Here is a 25,204-nt window from a genome sequence, read left to right as displayed (position 1 = left end):
TTATCTTTTTTTGCTCCCTATGCCCATCCAAATGTTGAATTCTGCACTGATCCCAACAAAAGGCTGAAAGCTATTCGCCTTAGAACCTCCAAGTTGCTCCGTAGTAATAAATGTGCCGCCGGCATTTAGCCTAATAAATCTGAAGAAATTGTAACCCAGTCCCACATAAATGGGACGATCTAAAACAGGCCCAGAAATAGTTTCACCGAGTTGATTTTCTAATTTATCAGATAAAAAGAAACCAGTGGAAACCGACATATTATTCATGAACCTTGCGAAGGTACGGTTGCCGAGAGGAAAGGAGAGACCAACATAGGGACTCGTAACATATTCTCGATCTGTCAAATCATTGCTAAGGGAAATAGCTCCATATCCGATATTGATGGGTAAGGAATTGTCTGTTTTCTCTGTTGCATACTTTTCAAAAATAGTTTCATCTACGCGTACCAGCATGTTTGGACTCAGGTATTGATTTACTTCTGAAAATAGGATGTCTTCTAATTCGGTGAGGTAGTCATTTGCAAATACTGCACGCACATTATCTTCTTTTCTAAGCCCTAGCACGTTGAACTTCGCATTACCCATTTTCAACCTTCCTCTTTGCTCTAGTTTAGCTCGGGTAATGTCGCTGAAGCCTGGGAATTTAGCACCATTAGGCAATTCAAAATAAAATGCGCCCTGTTCAACGATTTTGGAAAGATTATTAATCAGGATTTGATCAGATTCTGAGAACTTGATTCCGCCCCTCTTGATTGAGGTGACAGTGCTAAGATAGGTTTTAATGTTTTGCTGAATGAGGTTTCTAACTTCCGAAATCTGATCTGAACCAGCTTTCTGATAATAGCCGAATTCCAGATGGTAATCTGTGTTAGAGCGTAGAGGTTGGGACATCAATACTTGATAGGAGAGTTCTTTATATCCAAAAGGAGCTTTCCAGAAATAGGTATATCCTGACTTCTCTGTTTTGTTTGAGGGGAAAATCAAAAGTTTCACCATTTCTATTTTCTCTGGAATAGCGCCACGAACGTAGAATTCTTCCTCCGCTGGGAGCGGCATTCCCCCATTTATTTTGCTAGTGATTAAGTCTAGATTTACAGTAGTCACTTGAGCCTTTAGCTCTAGTATGCCTACTGCAAGGACTAATATAAGTAGTATGATTTTTTTCATAATTTGTTAGTTGAATTTTTAAACTTAAATGAATAACCACTAAAAGAATAAAATTAGAATATCCCACTCTCGTAAGGACCAATGCTCCCTCTAGAATATTATCTGATTCTGAGCTACTAAAACAACCTCTTTGAAAATACTCTTGGGTACATTCAAAACTAATAACCAAGCCTAATGTTAGGCTATTTCTTGATTTTTTTATTTCAGTTCCCAGAGAGACATCGAAAATATTCCATTGCGGAATTTCTGTTTTCAATTGGTTGCCTTCTATCTCCTCCTTATCAAAATACGAAAAATCTGTTCTAAAACTTCCAAGTTTAGAAAGGTTTTCTTTCAGGCGGATTTCATACTCTATAGCGAAATTGGTAACAAGCTTCATCGCTGTTTCCACATTCAAAAAATCTTCACTTTCATATACTGAAGAACCTATAATTACTTAGCATCTAAGGTGTTTAATCATTTTATCTCAAAATCTTTTTTAAGATTTCTCTCTTTATAAAAACTACAATTATCCAAGAGACAAATCCAGCTAAAGCGCCTATAAACGCTCCAACTAAAATATCCGATGGGTAATGTACTCCCAGGTAAATTCTAGTATACGAGATTAAAGCAGCCCAAAGAAAAAGCCAAGGAAGAAATCGAAGTTTGCCTTTCATTTTTAAGTTGAGAAAGACAGCCAAGCCAAAGGTGTTGGCAGCATGTGAGGATGCAAATCCAAACAAACCACCACATCTCCCATAATTGTGAATCACTCCATCCCAGCGCTCATCATGACAAGGCCGCAATCTTTCGAAATAAGGTTTCATCAGTCCGGAGGTGGTCTGATCTGCAATAAGTATAGTCAATGCAATGCCGCCAAAAACCCACCAACTGTACTTTGGTTCCGCTTTGTAGATGAAAAAGGCTAGTATAAGATAGAAGGGTATCCACGTCACGGTCTGAGTCATTTGGAATAAAACTGCATCCAACCAGTCCGTGTGAAAGGAGTTTAGCAAGAGGAATAAATCCTCATCCCACTTCATAATTTTTTCGATCATTTTGCAAAAGATATCCAGTCAATCCCTTTTTTAAGGTTGTTTTGGGTGAATTCCTCCTGAGAGCCGGACTCAACTTCATGCATGTATTCCCACTCTGCCATCGGAGGCATACTCATTAAGATACTTTCTGTTCGGCCATTTGTATCCAAGCCGAACTTGGTTCCAGCATCCCACACGAGGTTAAATTCTACGTATCTGCCTCTTCGCAGACTTTGCCATGTTTTCTCTTTTTCCCCATAAGGAATCTGAGAATTTTTATTCATGAAATATCCATAAACTTCTGGAAATAAGCGACCTAGTGATAAGCTGAATTGAAGTGTGTTTTCAAATTCAATATCATCTACTGGCTTTAGTCTATCATAGAAAATCCCACCGATACCACGGGTCTCATCCCTATGTTTGATGTAAAAATAATCATCAGCCCAGTCCTTAAATTTCGGGTAATAGTTGTCATCATATAGATCACAGACCTTTTTCACTTCCTGATGAAAATACGATGCGTCGGCACCATTGAGATAATGTGGGGTCAGATCTATTCCTCCTCCAAACCAATGTTCCCCATTGTCCATCTCAAAATATCGAATATTCATATGTATGATAGGGACCATTGGACTTTTAGGATGCAGGACAATTGATACGCCAGTGGCGAAGAAATCTGCCTTATCCAATTTCAGCTTTTTGAGAATTTTGTCCGGTGTAGGACCATATACGGCCGAAAAAGCAACTCCACCCTTTTCAATTATACTACCACCTTCGAAAATCCTAGTTCTACCGCCACCTCCAGCCGATCTTTCCCATTTGTCTTCAGAAAATAAGCCAGTGCCATCTGCCAATTCTAACTCCTTGCAGATATGAACTTGCATTTTTTGATAAATTTCAGCTATTTCTTCTTTACTCCTACGCGACATTTTTTTTGATTTAGAATGGATATCCTATGCCAAAGTTAAGGACTGTTTGGCCTTTTAAACCAAATAAATTATTGAATGATAAGTTGTCAAGTATCCATCTTTGACCTTCTGGCATGGATGGATCAAATGCTTTGGTTGCCAAATCTAGACGAACTACCAAGAAATTGAAGTCCATTCTTAATCCCACGCCAGTTCCTAATGCTATTTCTTTATAAAATCTATCAAATCTGAAATCAGCTCCAGGCCTGGAATTATCTACACCAATAACCCACGAGTTTCCTGCATCTATGAATACTGCCATATCGAAATATCCTACCAAGTTTCTACGGTATTCAAGCATTGTTTCTACGATCATCTCGGCTGGTTGCTCAAATGCATAATCATATCTGCCGCTTTCGCCAATAGGAGGGGTGTAGCTTCCTGGACCCAATCTTCTAGCTTGCCAAGCTCTAATACTTGTGCCTCCTCCAGCAAAAAAGTATTTTTCGTAAGGGAGGATTCCATTACTGACTCCATATGGATTTGCGATTCCGAAATTTGCCCTATAGGCTATCGTAGATTTTTCGTTTAGCGGATGATACCTTCGGAAATCTGCCTGAAGTTTGAGCCATTGAAATCTTGCAAAATCTGTGGTTTCACTATTGCTAGGAGCATTCATGAAATTCAATGTTGTACCGCCACTTTCTACGAATAATTTAAGTAGCGTAGCTTTATTCGAAGAGTTGTAGTTGCCATAATTGTTGAAGTTTATGATGGACTGCCCTGAAACACTGCTAATAAATGAAGGTAAAAAAGACCAAATAAGATTATTTCCCTGACTTTCTAGATCTAATAGTACTTGGGAGAATTCATCTGAAATCTGAGGTGTTCGTATGTAATTTATGTCCGCAGCATTTATAGTGAACTGAGTTCTATTGCCACGAGTGGCCCAAGTGTAGGCTAGTTTTGCATTGAGACCTGATCTGGTATATTCAGGACGGTTGGTATAATTGTAACCCAGCTGTGTTCGGGTGTTGGGATTGAAGCGGCCATATTTCTGTAAGCTTCCCTCATAAAAGGGCATTAGAAATCTTGGGAAAATTACCGATGCTGAAACACCAAACTCCTTACTCTGGTAGACACCCTGGTCTGTTGCAGACGCTACTCCTTCATAACCGATTCTCGTGTTGAATTCCAATATTTCTCCAGCTCGAAAGAAATTCCTATTTCGCAAAACCATGCTGAAGAAAGGTCCTGGTAATTGCTCTGTTATACTAAGTCCTAGCTGATTGGTAAGTTGATATTTTTGGTTGGGTTGAGTTAAAATCTTCGCAGTAAGACTGGTTCCTACTGTGTCAAAGGAAATATTGATATATCGGAAAAGGTCAAGGTTACTCAGCTGTTTTTGAGTTTCCACTATGTTTATTCTCTCATAATTTTCCCCCTCATCAAACAAAACCCTTGAACTAAGTAGCTTTTCTGAAAATCTATCTTTATAAAATGTAAAATCTATTGCTCGGTAGTTAGTTCGTCGTTTTTCATCTATAAAAACATCGCTCGGTGGACTGACTTTGAACGTTATAGAATCTATTTTATAGATCTCATGTTTTTCAGTAAAAGATGGTTTGAGCAGCCGTTGTTCAACATTGATTTTTTTAGACGTGGTATCGTAATACAGATTGTAATCGATAAAACTTTTCGTAAACATGAAGTACCCATTGTTTTTGAAAAGTTCTTCCAAACGATCTCTTTCTCTAGTAAAGTTGCTCTGGTCATAGCTGTCTCCTTTTTTAATGAAGGATTCCTTCTTTGTTGAATTGACGAGTTTGAGTAACCCCTCATTCACAGAGTTAGTATATATTGAGTCTAGCAAATAGGGCTCGCGCTCCGTGATGGTGTAGATTACGTCGGCTTTCTTCTTTTTAGTCTCTACCTCAAAGGATACGTCAGAATCCAGAAAGCCTTTGTTGTACAGATAATTGCCTATTTCAGTGACCGTTTTTTTTGTTTGGGAACTATCAAGTATTGTGACTGGGTTACCGGTACGCATTAAGAAATTCCCATATTCCTCCATTTTTCTTAAGTCTTGGATTTTCGTCTGTAGTTTATCTCGTTTTTTGATAAGCTTTCTGTCATCGGGTAGTTCATTTAGACTTGCTTTGACCTCCAATAGCTCAGTAGTCTTAGCTTCCAGTTTGTCATTTACTTTTGCACTGTCATAAAAAACTTCTCCAATACGGTATATGGTGACGCCTAGGGAGGAGTTAGTAAGTGGGATTTTGGTGTTAGGTTCTTGAAAGTATAAACTTTCAATTTCAAGGTGATTGGCCTTTTCTACACCTTTCAGTTTGTTGTTTTCGAGTACATATTTGCCTTCAGGCAAGTTTTTACTCAAGGAGCAAGCGTGCATCGCCCAGAGAACAAAGATAAAAAGTATATATTTGGTGAATTTCAAAATGGCAGAGTCTATCCGGATGCTTAGCAAAAATACAGTTAAGTTTATTAAATCCTTACATCAAAAGAAATTCCGAAATCAGGAGGAGAAGTTCTTTGTAGAAGGTGAAAAGAGTGTATTAGAAGTATTGAATGCTGACTTCATTGTGGAGCTACTTGTCGCAACAGAATCTTTTGTAGAAAAGAATAGTAAACTTATTGAACGCTCTAATGCTCAGCTAATCTTAGCTACTCAAAATCAACTGGAATCACTAGGTCAATATCAAAGCAATGATAGTGCCTTAGCTGTAGTTCTTATGAAATCAAACAGGCCGTTTGATTTTCCTAAGGACGGTTTTGTAATAGGACTGGACGATGTGCGTGATCCTGGGAACCTCGGTACGATTATTAGAATTGCTGATTGGTATGGGATCAAAAACTTGATTTTTTCACCTCAAACAGCGGATTTCTACAATCCCAAAGTGATTCAAGCTAGCATGGGTTCATTCACACGTGTCAATTTTTTTTATGCCGAACTTGATGAAGTTTTTCATCAATGGAATGTGCCAATTTATGGTGCGTTTCTAGACGGGAAAAATGTGCATGAAATGAAACATGTCAGCAGAGGCGTTATTTTGATGGGAAATGAGTCAAATGGAATATCTACTACTCTTGAGAGAGTAGTGACACATAAGGTGACTATTCCGGGTTTTGGTCAGGCAGAATCCTTAAATGTAGCCATAGCTACAGCTATTCTTTGTGATAATTTCAAACGACTTTCTATAGAATGATTAAGAAATTCACCAACACCTTAAGTAAGGTTGGGATCAATGGTTTTTTATTGGGGTTGTTTGCAGCAATTTTCTTCGCATGGTTATTCCCATTTGCAGGATCTAATGAGTCTCCTGTTCCCTGGAAGCCAATTATAAATGTGGGAATTGGATTAGTGTTTTTCTTCTATGGAGTGAAACTTAATCCTAAGGAATTAAAATCTGGATTGTCAAACTGGAGACTTCACGTTCTGATTCAGCTCTCTACCTTCTTGCTTTTTCCGCTGATTGTAATGCTTATCGAGCCTTACATGAACTGGATTGATAAGGACTTTAGAATTGGTATAACCTATTTATCTGTCTTACCATCTACAGTTAGTGCTTCTGTAGTAATGGTTTCTATCGCTGGAGGCAATGTTCCTGGGGCAATATTTAATGCCAGTATATCCAGTTTGCTAGGTATAGTAATCACGCCTGCTTGGATGGGGATATTGGCGGGTTCTGCAGATATTCAGATGGAGTACTTGCCTACACTATATGAGCTTTCACTTAAAGTTCTTCTTCCTGTTGTACTGGGGATTTTGTTACACAATTGGCTATTTCCGAAAATCGCTAAGCATATTTCACATTTGAAATACGTGGATCAAACAGTAATTATGATCATCGTTTTCACCACTTTTGCTCAGTCTTTCTCCCAAAAAGTTTTTTCTCCTTATGGATCTTCAGTGTTGCTAGAAGTAGGAGCTACTATGCTTGCTTTATTCTTTTTGATATGGATAATAATCGCACTGGCTTGTAAAATTCTTGGTTTTACCTGGGAAGATAGAATTACTGCGCTTTTCTGTGGATCTAAAAAGTCCTTGGTGCAAGGAGTAGTGATTGGCAAAGTGATCTTTCCAGATCCAGCGTTGTTTGGGATTGTACTCTTACCAGTGATGCTTTATCATATTCAACAGTTAATAGCTGGAAGTATTATCTCATCAAGTATGGCCAGAAAAGGGAAGTAGACTAATGAAAAAGAGTCAAAAGTAAAAAGTCTAAAACAAACCAGGCTCGGATTGTTAACCGAGCCTGGTTTAAGTTAAATGTATTTGCTTGCTAATTCATCCGCCAATTGACAGTATTGATTTTCTGATTCAACTTTGGATAAGCCTTTGAAGTTTAACCAAGCATTGTATTTGGCTGCCGCTTTAAAGTCAAATCCTCCTGGACGTTCCGTTAGATTATCGCCTTCTGTAGCCTGCTTGTACAAGCCGTAAAGTTTGAGCAATTCTTCGTTACTCGGTTTTTCGGTAAATTTTTTTGTTAAAGCTACAGCTTCCTCTAATGTTTGGGTTGACATGTTTATTGAGATTAGTTATGGGTGTAAGTTCAGAATTCAGTGTTGCGGTGCTGTTGACTATTATAAAAAATAACCAGCCGATTGAGCTGGTTATTTTTTATAGAAGTAATATTATGTTCGACTATCGTTTGTTCATAGATACGTAATCGCGCTCATTTGCTCCAGTATATACTTGTCTTGGTCGTCCAATTGGCTCACCATTCTCACGCATTTCTTTCCATTGAGCTATCCAGCCTGGAAGTCTTCCTAATGCAAACATTACTGTAAACATATCTGTAGGGATTCCTAATGCTCTGTAAATGATTCCAGAGTAGAAATCTACATTAGGGTACAATTGACGGTCGATGAAATACTGATCGTTAAGTGCTGCATGTTCCAGTTCTTTGGCTATGTCCAAAACAGGATCATTTACGCCTAATTTGGCAAGTACATCATCCGCTGCTTTCTTGATGATTTTAGCTCTTGGATCGAAGTTTTTATATACTCGGTGTCCAAAGCCCATCAATCTGAATGGATCATTTTTGTCTTTTGCTTTGTCTAAATATTTTTTAGCATCTCCGCCATCTGCTTTGATTGCTTCTAGCATTTCGATTACAGATTGATTAGCTCCACCATGAAGTGGTCCCCAAAGTGCATTGATTCCAGCAGAAATAGAGGCGTAAATGCTGGCCTGAGATGAGCCTACTATTCTTACGGTAGAAGTAGAGCAGTTTTGCTCGTGATCTGCATGAAGAATTAGAAGTTTGTCTAGTGCAGCTGATACTATTGGATCTACATCATACTTTTCAGCAGGTAGCGCAAACATCATTTTCAGGAAGTTTGAGCAATAGTCCAACGAGTTATCTGGGTAATTCACTGGATGGCCCATTTCGTTCTTGTAAGCCCAAGTAGCGAAGGTTGGCATCTTAGCAATCAAACGGATGATACTTAGATTTACTTCCTCTTCGCTTCTATTTGGATTTAATGAATCTGGATAGAAAGCTGTCAACGCACAAATCATCGAAGAAAGTACACCCATGGGATGTGCATTGGAAGGAAAACCTTCAAGAATTTTTTTAATATCCTCATGAACCAAAGTGTGATGGGTGATTTCTTTTGAGAAATCCTCATACTGAGCCTGTGTAGGAAGTTCTCCATAGATCAACAAATATGAAACCTCAAGGAAGGTAGACTTCTCAGCTAGGTCTTCAATTCTGTATCCTCTATAGCGAAGAATTCCTTCTTCTCCATCTAAAAATGTAATAGCACTAGTAGTAGCACCGGTGTTTTTGTAACCTGGGTCTAGGGTGATTAATCCCGAGGTAGCTCTAAGTTTTGCGATATCGATCGCAGATTCATTTTCGGTTCCAGTGATTACCGGAAATTCATAGTCTTGTCCTTTGAAAGAAAGCTTAGCTGATTCAGACATATAGTTAGTGTTTGGATTGCGTATGTTAAAAAACCTCGTAATAGGGCCTTAAGATAATAAAATCAGGTAGTTTATTGGCTTTACAATGTGTCTAATGGAATAATAATCTTTCAGACTGTGATTTTTTTCAAAATTGACACTTTTCAAAATTCGCCATTTATTTCAATCACTTAAATAGGTTGAATTATAAATTCCTGATTGTTTGTTTTTTATAATAAAAAAAGCCCCGCAGGGCTAATATTTATGCGCAAAAATGCTCGAATACTTCTACTAAATGATCTCCGATCATTTTAGCTGTTCTTCCTTCGATATGATGACGTTCTACGAAATGAACCAACTCACCATCTTTGAATAATGCCATTGCTGGCGAGGATGGAGGATAAGGAAGACATAGCTCTCTAAGTTTCTCCACAGCACCTTTATCGTTTCCTGCAAAAACTGTAGCAAGTGTCGATGGTTTTATTTTGGCATTTTCCACAGCAAAAGTTATCCCTGGTCTAGCAGCTCCTGCTGCACAACCACATACTGAGTTCACTACAATAAGGGTAGTTCCTTTATGGTCTGGACCAAGATGCGTCGCAACTTGCTCAGCAGTTCTGAACTCTTCAAATCCTACGCTGGAAAGCTCCGCTCTCATAGGAGCGATCAATTCTTCTGGATACATATTATTACTATTTTTTTAATTCTTAATTATAAAAAACCTAATTCAAGCTTAGCAGCTTCCGACATCATATCCTGAGAATAGGGTGGATCAAATGTTAATTCAATTTCCACATTATTAATTCCTTGAATCTGCTGGATTTTATCCTTTATCTCTGAAGGAATGAATTCTGCCGAGGGACAATTTGGTGAAGTCAGTGTCATCAATACATACACATTGTTTACAGGGTAAACAGTGATCTCATAGATTAAACCTAGGTCATAAACATCTACAGGGATCTCAGGATCATATACTAACCTTATCGCTGTGACTACCTTTTCCTTGAGGTTTTCTATTTGTCCTACGGATGCTTCTGTGTTACTTTCTGTTGACATACTATCAGGCATTTTGCTTGGCTTGAAAAGCCAGAGCGTATAATTTAATTTGCTTAATCATCGATGCAAATCCATTTGATCGCTGGCTTCCGATGATCGAGCCCATTCCGATTCTTTCTACGAAATCAAGCTTCGCATTAATAATCTCTTCTGGGCTTCGATAGTTCAATACTCTCAACAAAAGCGTAATTAAGCCTTTGGTGATATCAGTATTAGAATCTGCCCTGAAATGGACTTTACCATCTTTTTCCTCAGCGATCAGCCAAACCTTTGATTGACAGCCTTTGATGGTATTCTCCTCAATTCTTTGTTTATCTGGAAACTCTTCTAAGCTTCCGCCTATTTCCATGATGTAATAAATAGTAGACTCTTTGTCATCCCCAAGGATTTCAAACTCTGATACTATCTCATCTTGAACTTCGTCGATACTGCTCATTTATTCTTTATTCTGGCTATTCGGCTTACACCTTCCACTAATTTATCTATCTCAGCTTTGGAATTATATACAGCAAATGATGCTCTAACTGTTCCTTCGATCCCCAATCTTTTCATCAGCGGTTGCGTGCAATGATGACCAGTTCTCACTGCAATCCCATTAGCATCAAGCATCATTCCCACATCGTAAGGATGCATAGATTTAATGTTGAAAGAAAGTACACTTACCTTCTCATTGGCAGTCCCAACTGGGATAAAGCCCTTGATTTGCGTCAGCTGTTCGTTGGCATACGCGAGCAATTCATCTTCATAACTTCTAATGGCATCTTTGCCAAGATCGTTAATAAATTCAATAGCCGCTTTGAAAGCGATTACGTCAGCAATATTTGGAGTTCCTGCTTCGAATTTGAAAGGAATGACATTGTAAGTCGTCTTTTCAAATGTAACCTCTTTGATCATTTCTCCACCACCTTGGTAGGGAGGCATATTTTCAAAAACTTCTCTTTTGCCATACAAACAGCCCAATCCCGTAGGTCCATACAGCTTGTGTGCAGAGAATACAAAGAAATCGCAATTCAATTTTTGAACGTCGATTTCCAAATGACTTGCGCTTTGCGCTCCATCCAACAGCACCTTTGCACCAACAGCATGTGCGGCATCTATTACATTCTGGACAGGATTGATAGTTCCAAGCGCATTAGATGCATGAACAATACTGACTAATTTTGTCTTAGAAGAAAGTAGTTTTTCGAATTCTTCGAAGATAATCTCTCCAGCATCATTGATGGGTATGATTTTAAGGGTTGCACCTTTCTCTTCGCAGAGCATTTGCCAAGGAACAATATTAGAATGATGCTCCAGTGTGGAAATGATGATCTCGTCTCCTTTTCCTACATTTTTTCTCCCAAAAGTAGAAGCAACCAAGTTGATTCCTTCTGTAGTTCCTTTGGTGAAAATCACCTCAGCTGATTCGCGTGCATTAATGAACTGCTGAATTGCTTCTCGACTTTCTTCGAAATAGCGAGTAGCTCTGTCAGCTAATGCATGGGCGCCACGGTGAATATTGGAATTATCTTTTTCGTAGTACTTAGTCAAAGCGTCCAGTACAGACTGAGGCTTTTGAGTCGTAGCAGCATTGTCAAAATAGACCAAAGGCTTTCCATGTACTTCTTGATGAAGTACCGGAAATAAACCTCTGATTTTTCCTATGTCTAATCTCATTTTTACAAATTGCTTCCTAAGCGATCTTGTACTTGTGCGATGCAATACTCACGGAAACTTTGGTCTGTGATATAATCCATGACCTCGCCTGTGAATGCATAAAGCAACAACCCTTTTGCCTGCAATTTGCCAATTCCTCTTGCCTGAAGATAGAATAATGCTTCTTCATCCAGCTGACCAGTAGTACAGCCGTGAGAGCATTTTACATCGTCCGCCCAGATTTCAAGTTGTGGCTTGGTATTGACCACAGCATCATCGGAAAGCAGAATATTGCTGTTTTGCTGAAAAGCATTGGTCTTCTGTGCATCCTGTCTTACGAAGATTTTCCCATTGAAAACTCCTCGTGAATTGTCCGCAAGGACACCTTTATACAACTCATTTGATTCGCAATGAGGCACGGTGTGATCTACATTCGTATGATTATCTACGTGAGTCTTGCCGTTTAGCAAATACAGGCCGTACATATTTCCTTCAGAATTACTTCCTAGGATATTTAAAGTCAAGTTATTTCTAACCATTTCACCTGAAAGAGAAATATTCACAGATGTAAATCTTGCGTCTTTCTGGATGTCAGTTTCGATGTTGCTTACTTCGATTACATTTTTACCTTCATTTTGAAGCTTGTAATAGCGAATCTGTGTATTGACTCCGCCTTTCACCTCTACAACTTTATTGACAAAGTAAGGGATGTCGCTAAGGTTTACGCTGTGATTAATAAAGGTTACTTCAGCAAAATCTCCCGCTTCAATCCATACTCTCGGTTGAATCACTTGTCCAGCAGTCGCTTTAAAGAAATTCAATAAGAGGATTGGCTTTTGAATCTGGGCCTTTTTCGGAACGGAAATGAAAATTCCACCTTCGAAAGAACTTTGGTTCAATGCGCAAAATGGATCTTTTTCCGGCTTTGCAATGCTTCCTAGAGCAATACTACTTTTTTCTGAAAGTAGAGAAACTTCCACCCCTTCAATAGTAGATGAAAGTGCTGGAGCAAAATGTCCGTTGGCAAACACAAGCACATCGCCAGCATAACCTTCGAATATATTTGCATTCACTTCCTCAGCAGTCACCGTGAAAGGCGCTGCAGGCGCAAAGTTTTGGATGCTTTGCTCAATCTTTTTAGTGATCGCGGTAAATTTGTACTCTTCTGATTTATTGGTAGGGAATCCTTGGACTTGGAAAGCTTGCTTTCCTGCAGCTCTAACTTCCTCGAAGCCAGTGCCTGTTGTTGCCAATAATTCCACAAGTATATCTTCTTTTATAAGCGTACTCATGAGTGATGTTTTAGGATGAAAATCAAACGGTAGCCTTGGAATCAACTTCGTCTTTGATCCAATCGTATCCTTTTTCTTCTAGCTCTAGTGCAAGCTCTTTAGTGCCTGATTTTACAATTTGCCCATTATATAAAACGTGTACAAAATCAGGAACTATGTGATCCAACAGTCTTTGATAGTGAGTAACAACGATGGTTGCGTTATCTTTTGTCTTCAGCTGATTCACGCCATTTGATACGATACGAAGTGCATCGATATCCAAACCTGAATCCGTCTCATCAAGGATAGAAAGGGTAGGAGCGAGCATTGCCATTTGGAAGATCTCGTTTCTTTTCTTTTCTCCACCTGAGAAACCTTCGTTGAGAGATCTACTTAATAACTTCTGATCGATCTCAACTAGCCTCATTTTTTCTTTCATCAAGGTTAAGAACTTTACCGCATCAAGTGCTTCTTCGCCACGGTATTCTCTCACTTGATTCACTGCAGTTCTCAAGAAATTCGTTGAGCTAACACCTGGGATCTCAACAGGATATTGGAAAGCAAGAAAAACACCTTCTCTAGCTCTATCTTCTGGAGAAAGATCAAGGAGATTTATTCCCTTGAATGAAACTTCACCTTCTGTTACTTCATATTCTTCTCTACCTGCCAAAACTGAAGCCAAGGTAGATTTACCTGAACCATTTGGACCCATGATTGCATGAACTTCGCCAGCTTTCACTTCTAGGTTAATACCTCTTAGGATTGGAGTCCCTTCGATAGAGGCGTGTAAATTTTTTATAGATAACATAATATGTTCTAATCTTTCAATATTCAAATCATTCAATCTTGCAATCGGCTTAGCCAACTGATCCTTCGAGAGTCAAAGCCAGTAGCTTCTGTGCTTCCACAGCAAATTCCATCGGCAATTGATTCAAAACCTCTTTGGCATAACCATTCACGATCAACGCAACAGCATCCTCAGTAGAGATACCACGTTGGTTGCAATAGAATAGCTGGTCTGCTCCGATCTTTGAAGTAGTAGCCTCGTGCTCCACTTTAGCTGTTGAGTTTTGGATGTCGATGTACGGGAAAGTATGTGCTCCACAGCGATCGCCCATTAATAAGGAATCACATTGAGAGAAGTTACGTGCATTGGTAGCACGCTTCATCACTTGTACTTGTCCGCGATAGGAGTTCTGCGATTTTCCTGCAGAAATACCTTTGGATACGATTCTAGATTTGGTGTTTTTACCAATGTGAATCATTTTCGTTCCAGTATCTGCTTGCTGGTAGTTATTGGTTACTGCTACAGAATAGAATTCTCCGATTGAATTGTCTCCTTTTAGGATACAAGATGGGTATTTCCATGTGACTGCAGAACCTGTTTCTACCTGTGTCCAAGAGATCTTGGAGAAATCACCAGCGCATATTCCTCGTTTTGTAACGAAATTGTAAATACCACCCACGCCTTCTTTGCTTCCTGGGAACCAGTTCTGTACCGTTGAGTATTTAACTTCCGCATGAGCTCCGGCGTAGATTTCCACTACTGCTGCATGCAGTTGATTTTCATCCCGTTGGGGCGCAGTACAGCCTTCCAAATAGCTGCAATAGGATTCATCTTCAGCTACGATTAACGTTCTTTCGAATTGACCAGTATTTGCAGCGTTGATTCGGAAATAAGTAGAAAGCTCCATTGGGCAACGAACTCCTTTAGGAATATAGCAGAAGGATCCGTCAGAAAATACTGCAGAGTTAAGGGCTGCATAGTAATTATCTGTCATCGGAACTACCGACCCCAAATATTTCTTCACCAATTCAGGATGTTCTTTAACAGCTTCGCTGAAAGAGCAAAAAACAATTCCCAATTTGGAAAGCGTGCCTTTGAAAGTAGTAGCTACTGAAACTGAATCAAGTATAGCATCAACTGCAATACCTTGAAGTCGCTTTTGCTCATTCAAGTTAATCCCAAGACGCTTATAGATATCAAGCAATTCAGGATCTACTTCATCCAAGTTCTTAGGCTTATTCCCTTGCTTAGGAGCAGAGTAATACTTAAGTGATTGCAGCTCGATTTTTGGATAATGGACATTTGCCCATTTAGGCTCCGTCATGGCTTGCCATGTTTTGAATGCTTTCAATCTCCATTCCAGAAGCCATTTAGGTTCTTCCTTCTTAGCTGAAATCCATCTAATCGTGCCTTCAGATAAGCCTATAGGAGCCTCATCAGCTTCATAGTCTACTGACCACCCGTGTTCGTATTCTTTTGACGTTAGTTCTTCTAAAATCTGATTGTCTTTGCTCATTGTTGCTGAGTTATTTAGACTAATTACATTTTACCTGCAAAGGTATAAGATATAATGAAAATATTGCCTTTGATTCAATTGGATAATTGTATCAAACATACAAAAGTTCAATAGAAAACCGCTTTTTCATCTATTCTGCAAGGTATTGACAAAAAAAAAGTATTGAAGGTTCAATACTCTTGATTTTAATTACCTATGAAAAATCTTTTGTTTAGATTTAATCTTAATTGTTCTATTTTTCTTTATCAAAAAACTGTATTGGTCGGTTGATGGACTCCTCCAAAACGATTAAAGTCTCGGTTCGATCAATCCCCTCAACTTTCTGGATGTTATCCAATACCAACCTTAGGTGGTTCGTGTCTCTGCAGATGATTTTAGCGAAGATTGAATAATTACCTGTTGTATAATATGCACTGACTACTTCTGAAATTGTCTTTAGCTTCTCGATAACTGTGTCATAAAGTGAGCTCTTTTCAAGGTATATCCCCAAGAATGCAGAGATGTCATATCCAAGTTTTGAAAAATCAATATTTAAAGTCGCGCTTTTTACAATACCCATATCCTCCAGTTTTTTCATTCGAACATGAACTGTTCCTGAAGAAACAAAGACTTTTTTGGCGATTTCTGTGTACGGAGTCTTCGCATCTTCGTTGAGAAGCGAAATGATTTTTAGGTCTATGTTATCGATATCTAAAATTTTGTCCATTTTTATTGGGTGATTTTGGATGATTGTTAATAAATCTGCCTGTAAATTACAGATTGTTCAAAATATACCAAAATTTATTTTTCAATTTGTAATTAAAAGCAAAATCTGCTTACTTTGGACTTGATAAAAATGTTCAATTGAATATTTTGTTCATAGAGTAAAAAGTCGAATTAAAATTTGAGATCAATTGTATCGCCAAACTTTAGTTCATTTCAACAGAAACTTTTAATCTCTAAAGTTATATTTGGGTTTATATTCTGAAAAGGGTCTCGCTTTTGGCGAGACTTTTTTGTTTTCCTATCCTTAATCAATACCTACAGGAGGGTTGTTCCATTTTTTTTTAAGCGGTTGGGTTATGGTCTAGAGGCGTTATATTTTTAGCACTTGATATAACCTTCAATTCCATGAAAAAAATTCTGCTAATTATTCCTTTATCACTAATTTTTGGAATAGGTGTGGCTCAGGTAAAACCATTCATCTCAACAAAGGTTTTTTCTGAGCAGGACACCCTAGCCAAATTTCATACAGTTTCAGGAGAACGTCATGGAGCCTCTTTTTTCAAAAAACATGATTTTCCAGAGGTGGAATACCTTCCTACAGATCAGCTGACTTTTGACAAATATCACACGGTAGATGTGATGTACCATTGGTACGAAGTCTGGGCTAAACAATATCCTGAAATCGTAGAACTCTATGAAATTGCTAAATCCTACGAGGGCAGGCCGATTTTGCAGATGACCATTACTAACAAAAAAACGGGTAAGGATACAGACAAACCTGCAGCATATTTTGAAGGGGGAAGACACTCCGGCGAAATTACAAGTAGTGAATCAATACTTTGGCTTACACAGAACTTGCTAGCCAATTATGGTAAGGACTCAGAAATAACCCATCTGATCGACAGTAAAGCAATTTATTTAAGACCTCAGAATAATCCTGACGGTTCTAATTTGTATCTGCATACTGCACAAGCCAATAGAAGTACAGTTAAGCCAAATGACAATGATCGTGATGGATTGTATGATGAAGACCCAGGAGAAGATTTAGATGGAGACGGTATTCTTTATCAATTGAGGAAAAAGGCTACTACGCCTGAGGAACTAGAAAAAGCGAATTATATAATAGATCCAGCTCACCCGGCGGGAAAATTAATGAAGCGAGTTTTTCCAGGGAAAGGAGAATACTTGATGTATTCTGAAGGAATTGATAATGATGGAGATGGAGAATACAATGAGGATGGAATAGGTGGGTTAGACCTTCATAGAAATTATCCTGAAAATTGGCGTCCAGATACTGGCGGAGATTTAACCGGACGAGGATATACTCAGAATGGCGCTGGAGAATTCCCAATGAGTGAGATAGAATCTAAATCTACGGTGATGTGGATGCTGACCCATCCGAATATTTCGGTGGTAAATTCTATGGACACCCGAGTACCAATGCATCTTAGAGCGCCTTCTACTTCCAAAGCTGAAGAACGTATGTATCCATCAGATCTGGCTATATACAAAGAGATGGATGAATTGGGCTTGTCTTTTACAGGCTATCCGTGGGCAGGAGATGTCTATGAAACCTATGCTACTCGATATAAGGTGAACAGCATGACTGGCGATCCGCTAAAGCCAACTCCGCTATTTGGTCATGGGCCAGATTTTGGATACTTCTATTATGGCACTATTTGGTATGGAGATGAGCTGTGGAATAACGGCGCAATGAAGGATTACAATGAAGATGGTATTTACGATGACTACGATGCCTTAATGTGGGATGAAGAAGAGAATGAGGGAAATGGATTTAAATCCTGGACTCCTTTGACGCATCCAACACTTGGCGAGGTAGAAATTGGCGGGTTTCATCCTAAGTTTTTCGGACAAAATGGACCTCCTTGGCAACTGGAAAACTGGGCTAAAAAGCAAGCACTGTTTAATCTCGCAATGGCTAAAAAACTCCCAGAATTAAAGGTTGAAAAAGTAGGAGTTAAGAAGATTTCCGAGGGGGAATTTGAAATTACGATCTCTTGGAAAAATATTGGCGGACTACCTGTTGCACTTGAACAGGCCAAGCTGGTGAAAATCGTTCAAGAGGATAGAGTTTCCTTAACCTTCGACAAGGAATTAACCAAAGGTTATGAGGATGCAAAAGTTAAAATTGTGAGCCCAGATTTATACGACAAGACTATTTATACTGGCTATACAGGAATTGGAGAGACGAAGTCTGCTACATTCAAAGTACAAGTGGATGGGAAGGAAGAGGTCAAAGGGAAAATCAGATTGTCCTCTACTAGAGGAGGGTTTTTCGAGCAAGAATTCATTATTAATAAATAAAAACGATGACGATTAAAAAAATTGGAGTGACCCTGATTGTGCTTCTCTTAGGTTCACACATCATTTTTGCGCAGCAAAAAAGATCTTTAACTCATTCAGATTATGATGGATGGGAGAGTTTGGGTTCGCAGAAAATCACAAAAAATGGACAATGGGTCGGCTACCAAGTGAGACCTCAGGATGGAGATAGCAGGTTAGAGATTTTTTCTTTTAAGGATCCAAGTAAGCGCAAAGTTATACCTAGAGGGGAATCATACATTTTTACTGAAGACAATTTATTTGCAGTAGGGAAAATCGGGCCAGAGAAAGACTCCGTCTATATGCTGAAACTGAAAAAGACTAAGAAGGATGATATGCCTGCTGACAGTCTTTTTATATACAATTTGGCCGGAGGGAAATTAGAAAAACTTCCTCGTGTCAAATCTTTTGCTACTCCTGAGAAAGCAGGAAATTGGATAGCGATTCACTTTGAAAAAGAAAAGCAGGAGAAAGCTAAGACTGATAAAAAGGCTGAAGCTGACTCTACCTCAAAGGTAGAAAAGCCAAAGAAAACAGATGGTACTTTACTTCAAGTAAGAAAATTAGATGGTTCTGTAATTTATGATTTCGAGCGGGTGAAGTCCTTTGGATTCTCTAAGAATGGAGATTTCTTACAGTATGTTTTGGCTGAGGAAGATACCTTGGACAATGCCTCAATTTACTTGCTTAATCTAGCTAATGGTGAGAGTAAAATGATTTCTGAAGGAATGACTTCGTATTCAGACCTTACCTTTTCTCCAGAATCAAACTACCTGGCTTACCTTACTACTGATGATTCGACCAAAGCGAAGAAGCCTTATTATTCACTTTTTATTGCTGAAACCAAGACTGCAAAAGTAAAGGAACTAGCTTCTAAAGACTCTGAAGGGATTTTGAAAAATGGAAGAATTAGCGCCGATGGGAATCTAAAATTTTCGGAGAATGAGCAACGTTTATTTTTTGGAGTAGTTCCTGATTACGTGGATTATAGCTATGCAAACGACACGACGATTTTGGATGAAGAACGAGTAAGTTTGGATATTTGGGGATGGCAGGATTCTGAGATTCAGCCTATGCAGTTGAAGAATAAAGGTCGTGAGGAAAAGTTCTCTTATTTAGCTACGATAGATTTAGCTTCCAATAAAATCATTCAACTCGCAGATTTGGATGTTAAGAATGTAAGCTTAGAATCAAAAGTTGAGCGCGACTTTGGGATAGCTTGGTCTGATGCACCTTACAGGATCAACTATTCTTGGGATATTCAGACTGGAAGAGATTTGTACTTGGTGGATTTTAAGACTGGACAAAAAACCTTGATCGAGAAAGATGCTTCTGGTTCACCTTCTATTTCCCCTGAAGGAACGTACGTTTATTGGTATGACAGTCGCGATAGTAGTTGGGTGGCCTATGATGTAGGTCAAAAAGCAAAAATTAATCTTACAGAAGGAATATCAGAGGTTTTTTACGAGGAATTACACGATTCCCCTTCGCGTCCAGGAAGTTATGGAAACGCAGGTTGGTTAGCTGAGGACAAAGCATTTTTGGTTTATGATAGATTTGATATTTGGAAAATTGATCCAAAGAATCCATCTGGAGCAGTAAATCTGACACAGGGTGAAGGTAGAAAATCTGAGTTAGTTTTCAGAAGACAAGATCTTGATCGAGAAGAGAGGAGCATTGATCCAAAAGGACAATTACTTCTTACCGTATTCAATGAAAAGACCAAGGATGCTGGTTATTACACAGGTTCATTTGACGGAAAGTCAGCTCCTAAACAGTTGGTCATGTCGGCAAATAGATATTATGGTTTGACCAAAGCAGAGGAAAGCACAGAGGTTATACTCAATAAATCTACTTATGCTGAGAATCCTGACTTATATCTAGGTGATCTCACTTTCAAAAACCTCAAAAAAGTTTCCGCCCTAAATCCTCAGCAAGCAAACGTAAACTGGGGTTCTGTGGAATTAGTGGATTACTTGACCAATGATGGAGAGCCACTGCAAGGTTTATTGTTTAAACCTGAAAACTTTGACGCTAAGAAGAAATATCCACTGATGGTTTATTTCTATGAGAGAAATAGTGACGGTCTGCACAATTACAGAGCTCCAGCTCCAAGTGCATCCACGATAAATATTCCATATTTTGTCAGCAACGATTACCTGGTTTTTGTGCCGGATATCAAATATGAACTAGGACTGCCAGGACCAAGTGCGTACAACTGCATTATTCCAGGAGTTCAGTCGATAGTTGCTAAAGGTTTTGTAGATGCTGATAACATGGCGATTCAAGGACAAAGTTGGGGTGGGTATCAAGTCGCTCACCTGATTACTAGAACTAATATGTTCAAAGCTGCTGGTGCTGGTGCACCTGTTGTTAATATGACTTCAGCTTATGGCGGAATCAGATGGGGGACAGGAATGAGCCGTATGTTCCAGTATGAGCAAACTCAATCTAGGATAGGAGGTACCCTTTGGGAAAAACCACTTTATTATATAGAGAACTCTCCACTGTTCTTTATGGATAGGGTGAATACACCAGTTTTGATCATGCACAACGACGAAGATGGTTCTGTGCCATGGTATCAGGGAATTGAGATGTTTATGGCATTAAAAAGATTAAATCAGCCAGCTTGGCTCCTGCAATACAATGGTGAAGACCATAACCTGGTTCAGCGTAAAAACAGAAAAGATCTTTCGGTGCGTTTGAGTCAATTCTTTGACCATTACCTGAAAGGAGCTCCTGCACCACTTTGGATGACGGAAGGTTTGCCAGCGGTGGAGAAAGGCAAAACGCTTAAGTATGAATTGAATCCATAAATAATTTAAAATAGAAAAGCCCTGAATCTTTCGATTCAAGGCTTTTCTATGTTGTTTAAAACATTAATCTACGTAATCATAAATGAATTCAAATTCAAAATTATAAGGAGATCGAAATCCCAATTCTTGAAATCCTTTACCAAAAGTTTTATCCTCGTTCAACTCCAATTTTATTACACTACCTAGGTTATAAGAATTGAGAATTTCATTAGGATTGTTTGATTCAAAAATTCTAAAAATCGGAAAACCTAAATCGAAATTAGCACCACTAAAGTATATTTTTGAAGTGGGAATCTGAAAAGGATTACCCGTAGAAATTTCTTCAGAAGATATATTGTGTTGCTCGAGAGAAACGTTCCCCACTTCTTTTTTCTGCTCTATTATAAAGCTTAGATTTTCATTTGCATATCCTTCATATGGTAATGCAGTAATTTTTGTAATGAAGTAAGCTCCAATTTTTATCTCCTTGCTCACCGTATTTTTTACTTTATTGAGCGAGGTAGTAGTTAAACTTACAGTGTAGGTGCCTGGTTCTTCATAGATTGGATAAACTGTTTTCTCATTCGAAGATTTCCCATTGCCGAAATCCCAGAAATAAGCATAGGCACTATTAGGAACAGCTTCGAATTGTACTGGAACAAACGCGAAAGTTCTGTCTGATAATACTTCAAAATCGGCTTTAATTACGGGATTTTCATCATCCGATGAACATCCAGCTAGTATTATAGCTAAAAGCGAAACACTTAAATAGTTTAGTTTCATATAGGATTACGTAAGTATGATAGACAGTACGTAAAGTATAACTAATTGTTCTTTATCAATAACTTATGATGATTTTTTTTTTAGTAGCTGATTCTAATAAGATTAAACTGCCACTGCAGCCTTAATATGTGGATGCGGATCATAATTCAAAAATTTAAAGTCTTCATACTTAAATTCAAAAATATCCATCACTTCAGGATTGATTTTCATAGTAGGCAGCTCTTTAATCTCACGACTCAGTTGCAATTTGGCTTGCTCTAAGTGGTTGGAATACAAATGTGCATCGCCAAATGTATGAACGAAATCACCGGCTTCTAATCCGCAGACCTGGGCGACCATCATCGTAAACAAAGCGTAGGAAGCGATATTAAAAGGAACGCCAAGAAAAACATCGGCGCTTCGCTGATATAGCTGGCAACTTAACTTGCCATCAGCCACATAAAACTGAAAGATGGTGTGACATGGAGGTAAGGCCATGTTGTCCACGTCTGCTACGTTCCAAGCACTGACTATATGCCTACGGCTATCCGGTTTAGTTTTGATTTGGTGTATAAGATTCTTGATTTGATCGATTTCTCCGCCTTTTCCATCGGGCCAATGTCTCCACTGATAGCCATAGACTGGACCCAGATCGCCATTCTCATCTGCCCATTCATTCCAAATTGACACCTTGTTATCATTGAGGTATTTGATGTTAGAATCTCCTTTGAGGAACCAAAGCAACTCAATAATAATAGAACGAAGATGAAGTTTCTTGGTAGTGACTACTGGAAAACCCTTTGATAAATCAAACCGCATCTGATGCCCGAAAATGCTTCTTGTTCCAGTGCCTGTTCTATCTCCTTTCACAGCTCCTTCATCGAGGATTTTGCGCATCAATTCGTGATATTGCTTCATCTTATATTAGTTGATTTTCAAGTTTCGGCAAGTTAACGAGTTCAAAGAATAAATGGAATTCATTTAACACAAAGGAGCTTCATTCTTGTTATACTTGAAAAATTGATTCTAGATTAAATCCACCTGATCCATCAAATGTTTAGCAAAACACCTGCTTATCTTCTACTCTTTTTTGCGTTTGCTCTCAGTTTTTCGCTAGTCGTTTTTCAACCTATACCTCAGTTTAATTACGATTTCGAGACGTTTTTTCCACAGGATGATGAGGATTTAGATTTTTATCAAAATTTCAAAAAGCAGTTTGAAAATGATAATGATTACCTACTTCTGGCCTTGGATAATCCAGATGGAGAACTTTTCAGACCTGATTTTTTAAATAGGTCAATGCGGATTCAAGAAGCAATTCAACAATTGGATAAGATTGATACCGTAATTTCTATTCTGAATTTGGAGCAACCGATCATTGGGGTTTTCGGATTGAGAAATAGAAAGGTACTTGATTGGAATGATGAAAAATCCTTGGACAAGACTTCGAAAAATCTAGAACAATATCGCTCTGGATTGATTTCGAAGGACGGGAAATCAATTTTGATTTATGTCAGAAATGCACAAAATATATCCAAAACTGATGGAGATATTCTTTATGCTGCTATCAAAGCTGTTTTCAAGGAGCAAGGAATTCAGCCAAAGGCGATAGCTGGGAAAATTCAAACTCAGGGAGATTTTGTACAGCTAATGCAAGATGAATTTGGGCTGTTTTTCGGATGCTCAATTGTTCTAATGTTGATTTTGCTGGTATTGATTTTCAGATCAGTCTGGGGTGTACTTATTCCGCTTATAGTTTTGATTATAGGTGTTGCATGGGCTTTTGGTTTGTTGATTTTCATGGGCAAGCCACTAGATGTAATGTCAGTGATGCAGCCTACCATTTTTATGATTGTAGGCTTAAGTGCCTTGATACATTTTTTTACACATCTGATCAAGAAACTAAAGGAGGGGACGGTCAAGGAACAGGCGATTCGAGAAGTGTTCAATGAATTAATTGTGCCAGTTTGGTTGACGATTCTTACTACTTCCCTGGGATTTATCTCACTCTATTTTACAAGTATTCCAGCTTTGCAGGATTTCGGTTGGAGCACTGGCTTAGGCGTCTTAATCATGTTTGGTGCATTGATACTTGTTGCGCCAGGATTATTATACCTGTTTCCTATTACGATCTCCCGTGTCACCGATAAATTAGAAAGGCCTAGTGTGTTACTTTTCATTTTCTCATGGCAACTCAAGCATAAAAAATGGATTAAGTTTTCATTTTTGGGGATAACGTTGGCTTGTATTGCCTTGGGTTCCACATTGAAAATCAATGGGTATCTTTTAGATAATTTGCCATTGAACCACCCGATACAGCAGGATTTCGAATATTTCAATACACAATATGGAGGTTCAAATCCCTTAGAGATTTACGTAGCTGTAGGAAATGGCGCTACTTCTTTACTCGATTATGAAGTATTGCAAGAACTGGAAAAAGTAGAAAATAAAATCCTAGAGTTATTCGGAGAAGGGCAGATTATTTCACCGCTTACTCTAGTGAAATCAATCAATCAAGCACAGAATCAAGGCGACCCGAAAGCATTCACCATGCCTTCACGAGGACAGCGACAACGGATGAATCAATGGCTGGAAGTGGCCTTAGAGAAAAGTGACTCGAAGGTGATCTCAAAGAATAGAAAATCAGGTAGAATTAGTGCCAGGACCCCAGATCTTGGCTCCCTGAAGATGACAGAACTTCGTGATGAATTAAATCAATTTGTAAGAGAGGAAATTGATTCTGATTTGATTTACCTACGCTGGACAGGTACAGCGCATTTGATAGATAAAGGACATAGATCCGTTACTCTTCAAATGGCTAAGGGCTTAGGAGTAGCTTTTTTGTTGGTAGGGATTATTGTTGGCTTTTTATTCCGATCCTGGAGAATCTCTTTTTTGCTTCTAATTCCCAATTTCATCCCACTAATTTGGTTGTTGGGCTTGATGTATCTTTTGGGTATAGAATTTAAGCTGACTACTGCAATTCTGTTTACAGTTGCATTTGGTATAGCTGTCGATGATAGCATACACTTTATGAGTAGGCTTAAGCAGGAATTGAGTTTAGGCAAGAACTTGATTTACGCACTAAAACGCACGTTTTTGGAAACTGGAAAAGCGATAGTTTTGACGACAGTGATTCTAACTGCAGGATTCAGTCTATTAATTTTCAGCCAATTTGGCGTAACACATTTCACAGGTTTACTGATTTCTGCTTCTATGATTTTTGCCTTGTTAGCAGATTTAATGTTGTTGCCACTCTTGCTTTTACCATTGAAAAAAATGTGGGAGAATAAATTTAAGCATGCATAAAT

22 protein-coding genes are annotated in these 25,204 nt (G+C 38.6%); 5 read left to right on the top strand and 17 right to left on the bottom strand.

The genetic code is table 11. The features are described 5' to 3' along the window. From BVH02_RS02260 to tamL, 5 genes are all read right to left on the bottom strand, one after another. Positions 1–1,167 carry a hypothetical protein gene (locus BVH02_RS02260; protein ID WP_143244174.1) on the bottom strand — a complete coding sequence of 389 codons (1,167 nt, stop codon included), beginning with the start codon at positions 1,165–1,167 and terminating at the stop codon, positions 1–3. Further along, entirely contained in the window at positions 1,073–1,558 is a 486-nt protein-coding gene (locus tag BVH02_RS02255) for a hypothetical protein (RefSeq protein WP_143244173.1), read from the bottom strand. Before BVH02_RS02255 ends, BVH02_RS02260 begins: the two co-directional genes overlap by 95 nt. Positions 1,559–1,628: 70 nt before the next feature. Next, entirely contained in the window at positions 1,629–2,204 is a 576-nt protein-coding gene (locus tag BVH02_RS02250; protein ID WP_086498426.1) for a phosphatase PAP2 family protein, read from the bottom strand. Then, the gene (hemF, locus tag BVH02_RS02245) at positions 2,201–3,112 is read right to left on the bottom strand and encodes an oxygen-dependent coproporphyrinogen oxidase (protein ID WP_086498424.1); all 912 of its coding nucleotides are present in this window, start codon (positions 3,110–3,112) and stop codon (positions 2,201–2,203) included. Before hemF ends, BVH02_RS02250 begins: the two co-directional genes overlap by 4 nt. A gap of 10 nt (positions 3,113–3,122) precedes the next feature. Next, a complete protein-coding gene (tamL, locus tag BVH02_RS02240) occupies positions 3,123–5,546 on the bottom strand; it encodes a translocation and assembly module lipoprotein TamL (protein WP_086498421.1) in 2,424 nt (807 codons plus the stop codon). Between the two features lie 19 nt (positions 5,547–5,565). On the opposite strand from tamL, the gene BVH02_RS02235 reads away from it, so the two are divergent. After that, a complete protein-coding gene (locus BVH02_RS02235; RefSeq protein ID WP_086498960.1) occupies positions 5,566–6,315 on the top strand; it encodes a TrmH family RNA methyltransferase in 750 nt (249 codons plus the stop codon). Then, a complete protein-coding gene (locus tag BVH02_RS02230; protein WP_086498419.1) occupies positions 6,312–7,301 on the top strand; it encodes a bile acid:sodium symporter family protein in 990 nt (329 codons plus the stop codon). Before BVH02_RS02235 ends, BVH02_RS02230 begins: the two co-directional genes overlap by 4 nt. Before the next feature lie 74 nt (positions 7,302–7,375). Here the strand turns inward: BVH02_RS02230 and BVH02_RS02225 are convergent, their stop codons facing one another. The 10 genes from BVH02_RS02225 to BVH02_RS02180 form a co-directional block, all read right to left on the bottom strand. Then, complete coding sequence (locus tag BVH02_RS02225; protein ID WP_086498416.1) at positions 7,376–7,636, bottom strand: acyl-CoA-binding protein; 261 nt, start codon at positions 7,634–7,636, stop codon at positions 7,376–7,378. Between the two features lie 121 nt (positions 7,637–7,757). After that, entirely contained in the window at positions 7,758–9,044 is a 1,287-nt protein-coding gene (locus BVH02_RS02220; protein WP_086498415.1) for a citrate synthase, read from the bottom strand. A gap of 241 nt (positions 9,045–9,285) precedes the next feature. Further along, positions 9,286–9,708: a BrxA/BrxB family bacilliredoxin gene (locus BVH02_RS02215; RefSeq protein ID WP_086498412.1), complete on the bottom strand. Its 423-nt coding sequence runs from the start codon at positions 9,706–9,708 to the stop codon at positions 9,286–9,288. Positions 9,709–9,734: 26 nt separating this feature from the next. Next, positions 9,735–10,079 (bottom strand): iron-sulfur cluster assembly protein, encoded by a 345-nt coding sequence (locus BVH02_RS02210; protein ID WP_086498958.1) that lies wholly within the window; start codon positions 10,077–10,079, stop codon positions 9,735–9,737. A 4-nt stretch (positions 10,080–10,083) separates the two neighbouring features. Next, entirely contained in the window at positions 10,084–10,515 is a 432-nt protein-coding gene (locus BVH02_RS02205) for a SufE family protein (RefSeq protein ID WP_086498408.1), read from the bottom strand. Continuing rightward, entirely contained in the window at positions 10,512–11,735 is a 1,224-nt protein-coding gene (locus tag BVH02_RS02200) for a cysteine desulfurase (RefSeq protein ID WP_086498406.1), read from the bottom strand. Before BVH02_RS02200 ends, BVH02_RS02205 begins: the two co-directional genes overlap by 4 nt. Positions 11,736–11,737: 2 nt before the next feature. Then, positions 11,738–13,006, bottom strand: coding sequence for a Fe-S cluster assembly protein SufD (sufD, locus tag BVH02_RS02195; protein WP_086498404.1), 1,269 nt, complete (start codon positions 13,004–13,006; stop codon positions 11,738–11,740). A gap of 22 nt (positions 13,007–13,028) precedes the next feature. After that, complete coding sequence (gene sufC, locus BVH02_RS02190) at positions 13,029–13,793, bottom strand: Fe-S cluster assembly ATPase SufC (protein ID WP_086498956.1); 765 nt, start codon at positions 13,791–13,793, stop codon at positions 13,029–13,031. A 49-nt stretch (positions 13,794–13,842) separates the two neighbouring features. Continuing rightward, positions 13,843–15,288, bottom strand: coding sequence for a Fe-S cluster assembly protein SufB (sufB, locus tag BVH02_RS02185; RefSeq protein ID WP_086498401.1), 1,446 nt, complete (start codon positions 15,286–15,288; stop codon positions 13,843–13,845). A 232-nt stretch (positions 15,289–15,520) separates the two neighbouring features. Then, the gene (locus BVH02_RS02180; RefSeq protein WP_086498399.1) at positions 15,521–15,994 is read right to left on the bottom strand and encodes an Lrp/AsnC ligand binding domain-containing protein; all 474 of its coding nucleotides are present in this window, start codon (positions 15,992–15,994) and stop codon (positions 15,521–15,523) included. Positions 15,995–16,398: 404 nt separating this feature from the next. On the opposite strand from BVH02_RS02180, the gene BVH02_RS02175 reads away from it, so the two are divergent. Beyond that, positions 16,399–18,318 carry a M14 family metallopeptidase gene (locus tag BVH02_RS02175; protein ID WP_086498396.1) on the top strand — a complete coding sequence of 640 codons (1,920 nt, stop codon included), beginning with the start codon at positions 16,399–16,401 and terminating at the stop codon, positions 18,316–18,318. Between the two features lie 5 nt (positions 18,319–18,323). After that, positions 18,324–21,152, top strand: coding sequence for a S9 family peptidase (locus BVH02_RS02170; RefSeq protein WP_086498394.1), 2,829 nt, complete (start codon positions 18,324–18,326; stop codon positions 21,150–21,152). Between the two features lie 63 nt (positions 21,153–21,215). Here the strand turns inward: BVH02_RS02170 and BVH02_RS02165 are convergent, their stop codons facing one another. Next, positions 21,216–21,914 (bottom strand): PKD domain-containing protein, encoded by a 699-nt coding sequence (locus tag BVH02_RS02165; protein WP_086498392.1) that lies wholly within the window; start codon positions 21,912–21,914, stop codon positions 21,216–21,218. A 102-nt stretch (positions 21,915–22,016) separates the two neighbouring features. Continuing rightward, positions 22,017–22,811: a thymidylate synthase gene (locus tag BVH02_RS02160; protein WP_086498389.1), complete on the bottom strand. Its 795-nt coding sequence runs from the start codon at positions 22,809–22,811 to the stop codon at positions 22,017–22,019. Between the two features lie 135 nt (positions 22,812–22,946). Here BVH02_RS02160 and BVH02_RS02155 point away from each other — a divergent pair, with 135 nt between their 5' ends. Further along, complete coding sequence (locus BVH02_RS02155; RefSeq protein ID WP_086498387.1) at positions 22,947–25,202, top strand: efflux RND transporter permease subunit; 2,256 nt, start codon at positions 22,947–22,949, stop codon at positions 25,200–25,202. The last annotated feature ends 2 nt before the right edge of the window (positions 25,203–25,204 follow it).

The sequence above is a fragment of the Algoriphagus ratkowskyi genome, assembly GCF_002150505.1.
Classification (GTDB): domain Bacteria; phylum Bacteroidota; class Bacteroidia; order Cytophagales; family Cyclobacteriaceae; genus Algoriphagus; species Algoriphagus ratkowskyi.
Note: the sequence above shows the minus strand (reverse complement) of the source record. Positions and strands in the feature narration are given on the sequence as shown.

Coding starts and splice junctions, on each gene's coding strand:
- BVH02_RS02260 (WP_143244174.1), bottom strand. CDS start 1,167: ATGAAAAAAATCATACTACTTATATTAGTCCTTGCAGTAGGCATACTA.
- BVH02_RS02250 (WP_086498426.1), bottom strand. CDS start 2,204: ATGATCGAAAAAATTATGAAGTGGGATGAGGATTTATTCCTCTTGCTA.
- hemF (WP_086498424.1), bottom strand. CDS start 3,112: ATGTCGCGTAGGAGTAAAGAAGAAATAGCTGAAATTTATCAAAAAATG.
- BVH02_RS02235 (WP_086498960.1), top strand. CDS start 5,566: ATGCTTAGCAAAAATACAGTTAAGTTTATTAAATCCTTACATCAAAAG.
- BVH02_RS02230 (WP_086498419.1), top strand. CDS start 6,312: ATGATTAAGAAATTCACCAACACCTTAAGTAAGGTTGGGATCAATGGT.
- BVH02_RS02225 (WP_086498416.1), bottom strand. CDS start 7,636: ATGTCAACCCAAACATTAGAGGAAGCTGTAGCTTTAACAAAAAAATTT.
- BVH02_RS02220 (WP_086498415.1), bottom strand. CDS start 9,044: ATGTCTGAATCAGCTAAGCTTTCTTTCAAAGGACAAGACTATGAATTT.
- BVH02_RS02215 (WP_086498412.1), bottom strand. CDS start 9,708: ATGTATCCAGAAGAATTGATCGCTCCTATGAGAGCGGAGCTTTCCAGC.
- BVH02_RS02210 (WP_086498958.1), bottom strand. CDS start 10,079: ATGTCAACAGAAAGTAACACAGAAGCATCCGTAGGACAAATAGAAAAC.
- BVH02_RS02205 (WP_086498408.1), bottom strand. CDS start 10,515: ATGAGCAGTATCGACGAAGTTCAAGATGAGATAGTATCAGAGTTTGAA.
- BVH02_RS02200 (WP_086498406.1), bottom strand. CDS start 11,735: ATGAGATTAGACATAGGAAAAATCAGAGGTTTATTTCCGGTACTTCAT.
- sufD (WP_086498404.1), bottom strand. CDS start 13,006: ATGAGTACGCTTATAAAAGAAGATATACTTGTGGAATTATTGGCAACA.
- sufC (WP_086498956.1), bottom strand. CDS start 13,793: ATGTTATCTATAAAAAATTTACACGCCTCTATCGAAGGGACTCCAATC.
- sufB (WP_086498401.1), bottom strand. CDS start 15,288: ATGAGCAAAGACAATCAGATTTTAGAAGAACTAACGTCAAAAGAATAC.
- BVH02_RS02180 (WP_086498399.1), bottom strand. CDS start 15,994: ATGGACAAAATTTTAGATATCGATAACATAGACCTAAAAATCATTTCG.
- BVH02_RS02175 (WP_086498396.1), top strand. CDS start 16,399: ATGAAAAAAATTCTGCTAATTATTCCTTTATCACTAATTTTTGGAATA.
- BVH02_RS02170 (WP_086498394.1), top strand. CDS start 18,324: ATGACGATTAAAAAAATTGGAGTGACCCTGATTGTGCTTCTCTTAGGT.
- BVH02_RS02165 (WP_086498392.1), bottom strand. CDS start 21,914: ATGAAACTAAACTATTTAAGTGTTTCGCTTTTAGCTATAATACTAGCT.
- BVH02_RS02160 (WP_086498389.1), bottom strand. CDS start 22,811: ATGAAGCAATATCACGAATTGATGCGCAAAATCCTCGATGAAGGAGCT.
- BVH02_RS02155 (WP_086498387.1), top strand. CDS start 22,947: ATGTTTAGCAAAACACCTGCTTATCTTCTACTCTTTTTTGCGTTTGCT.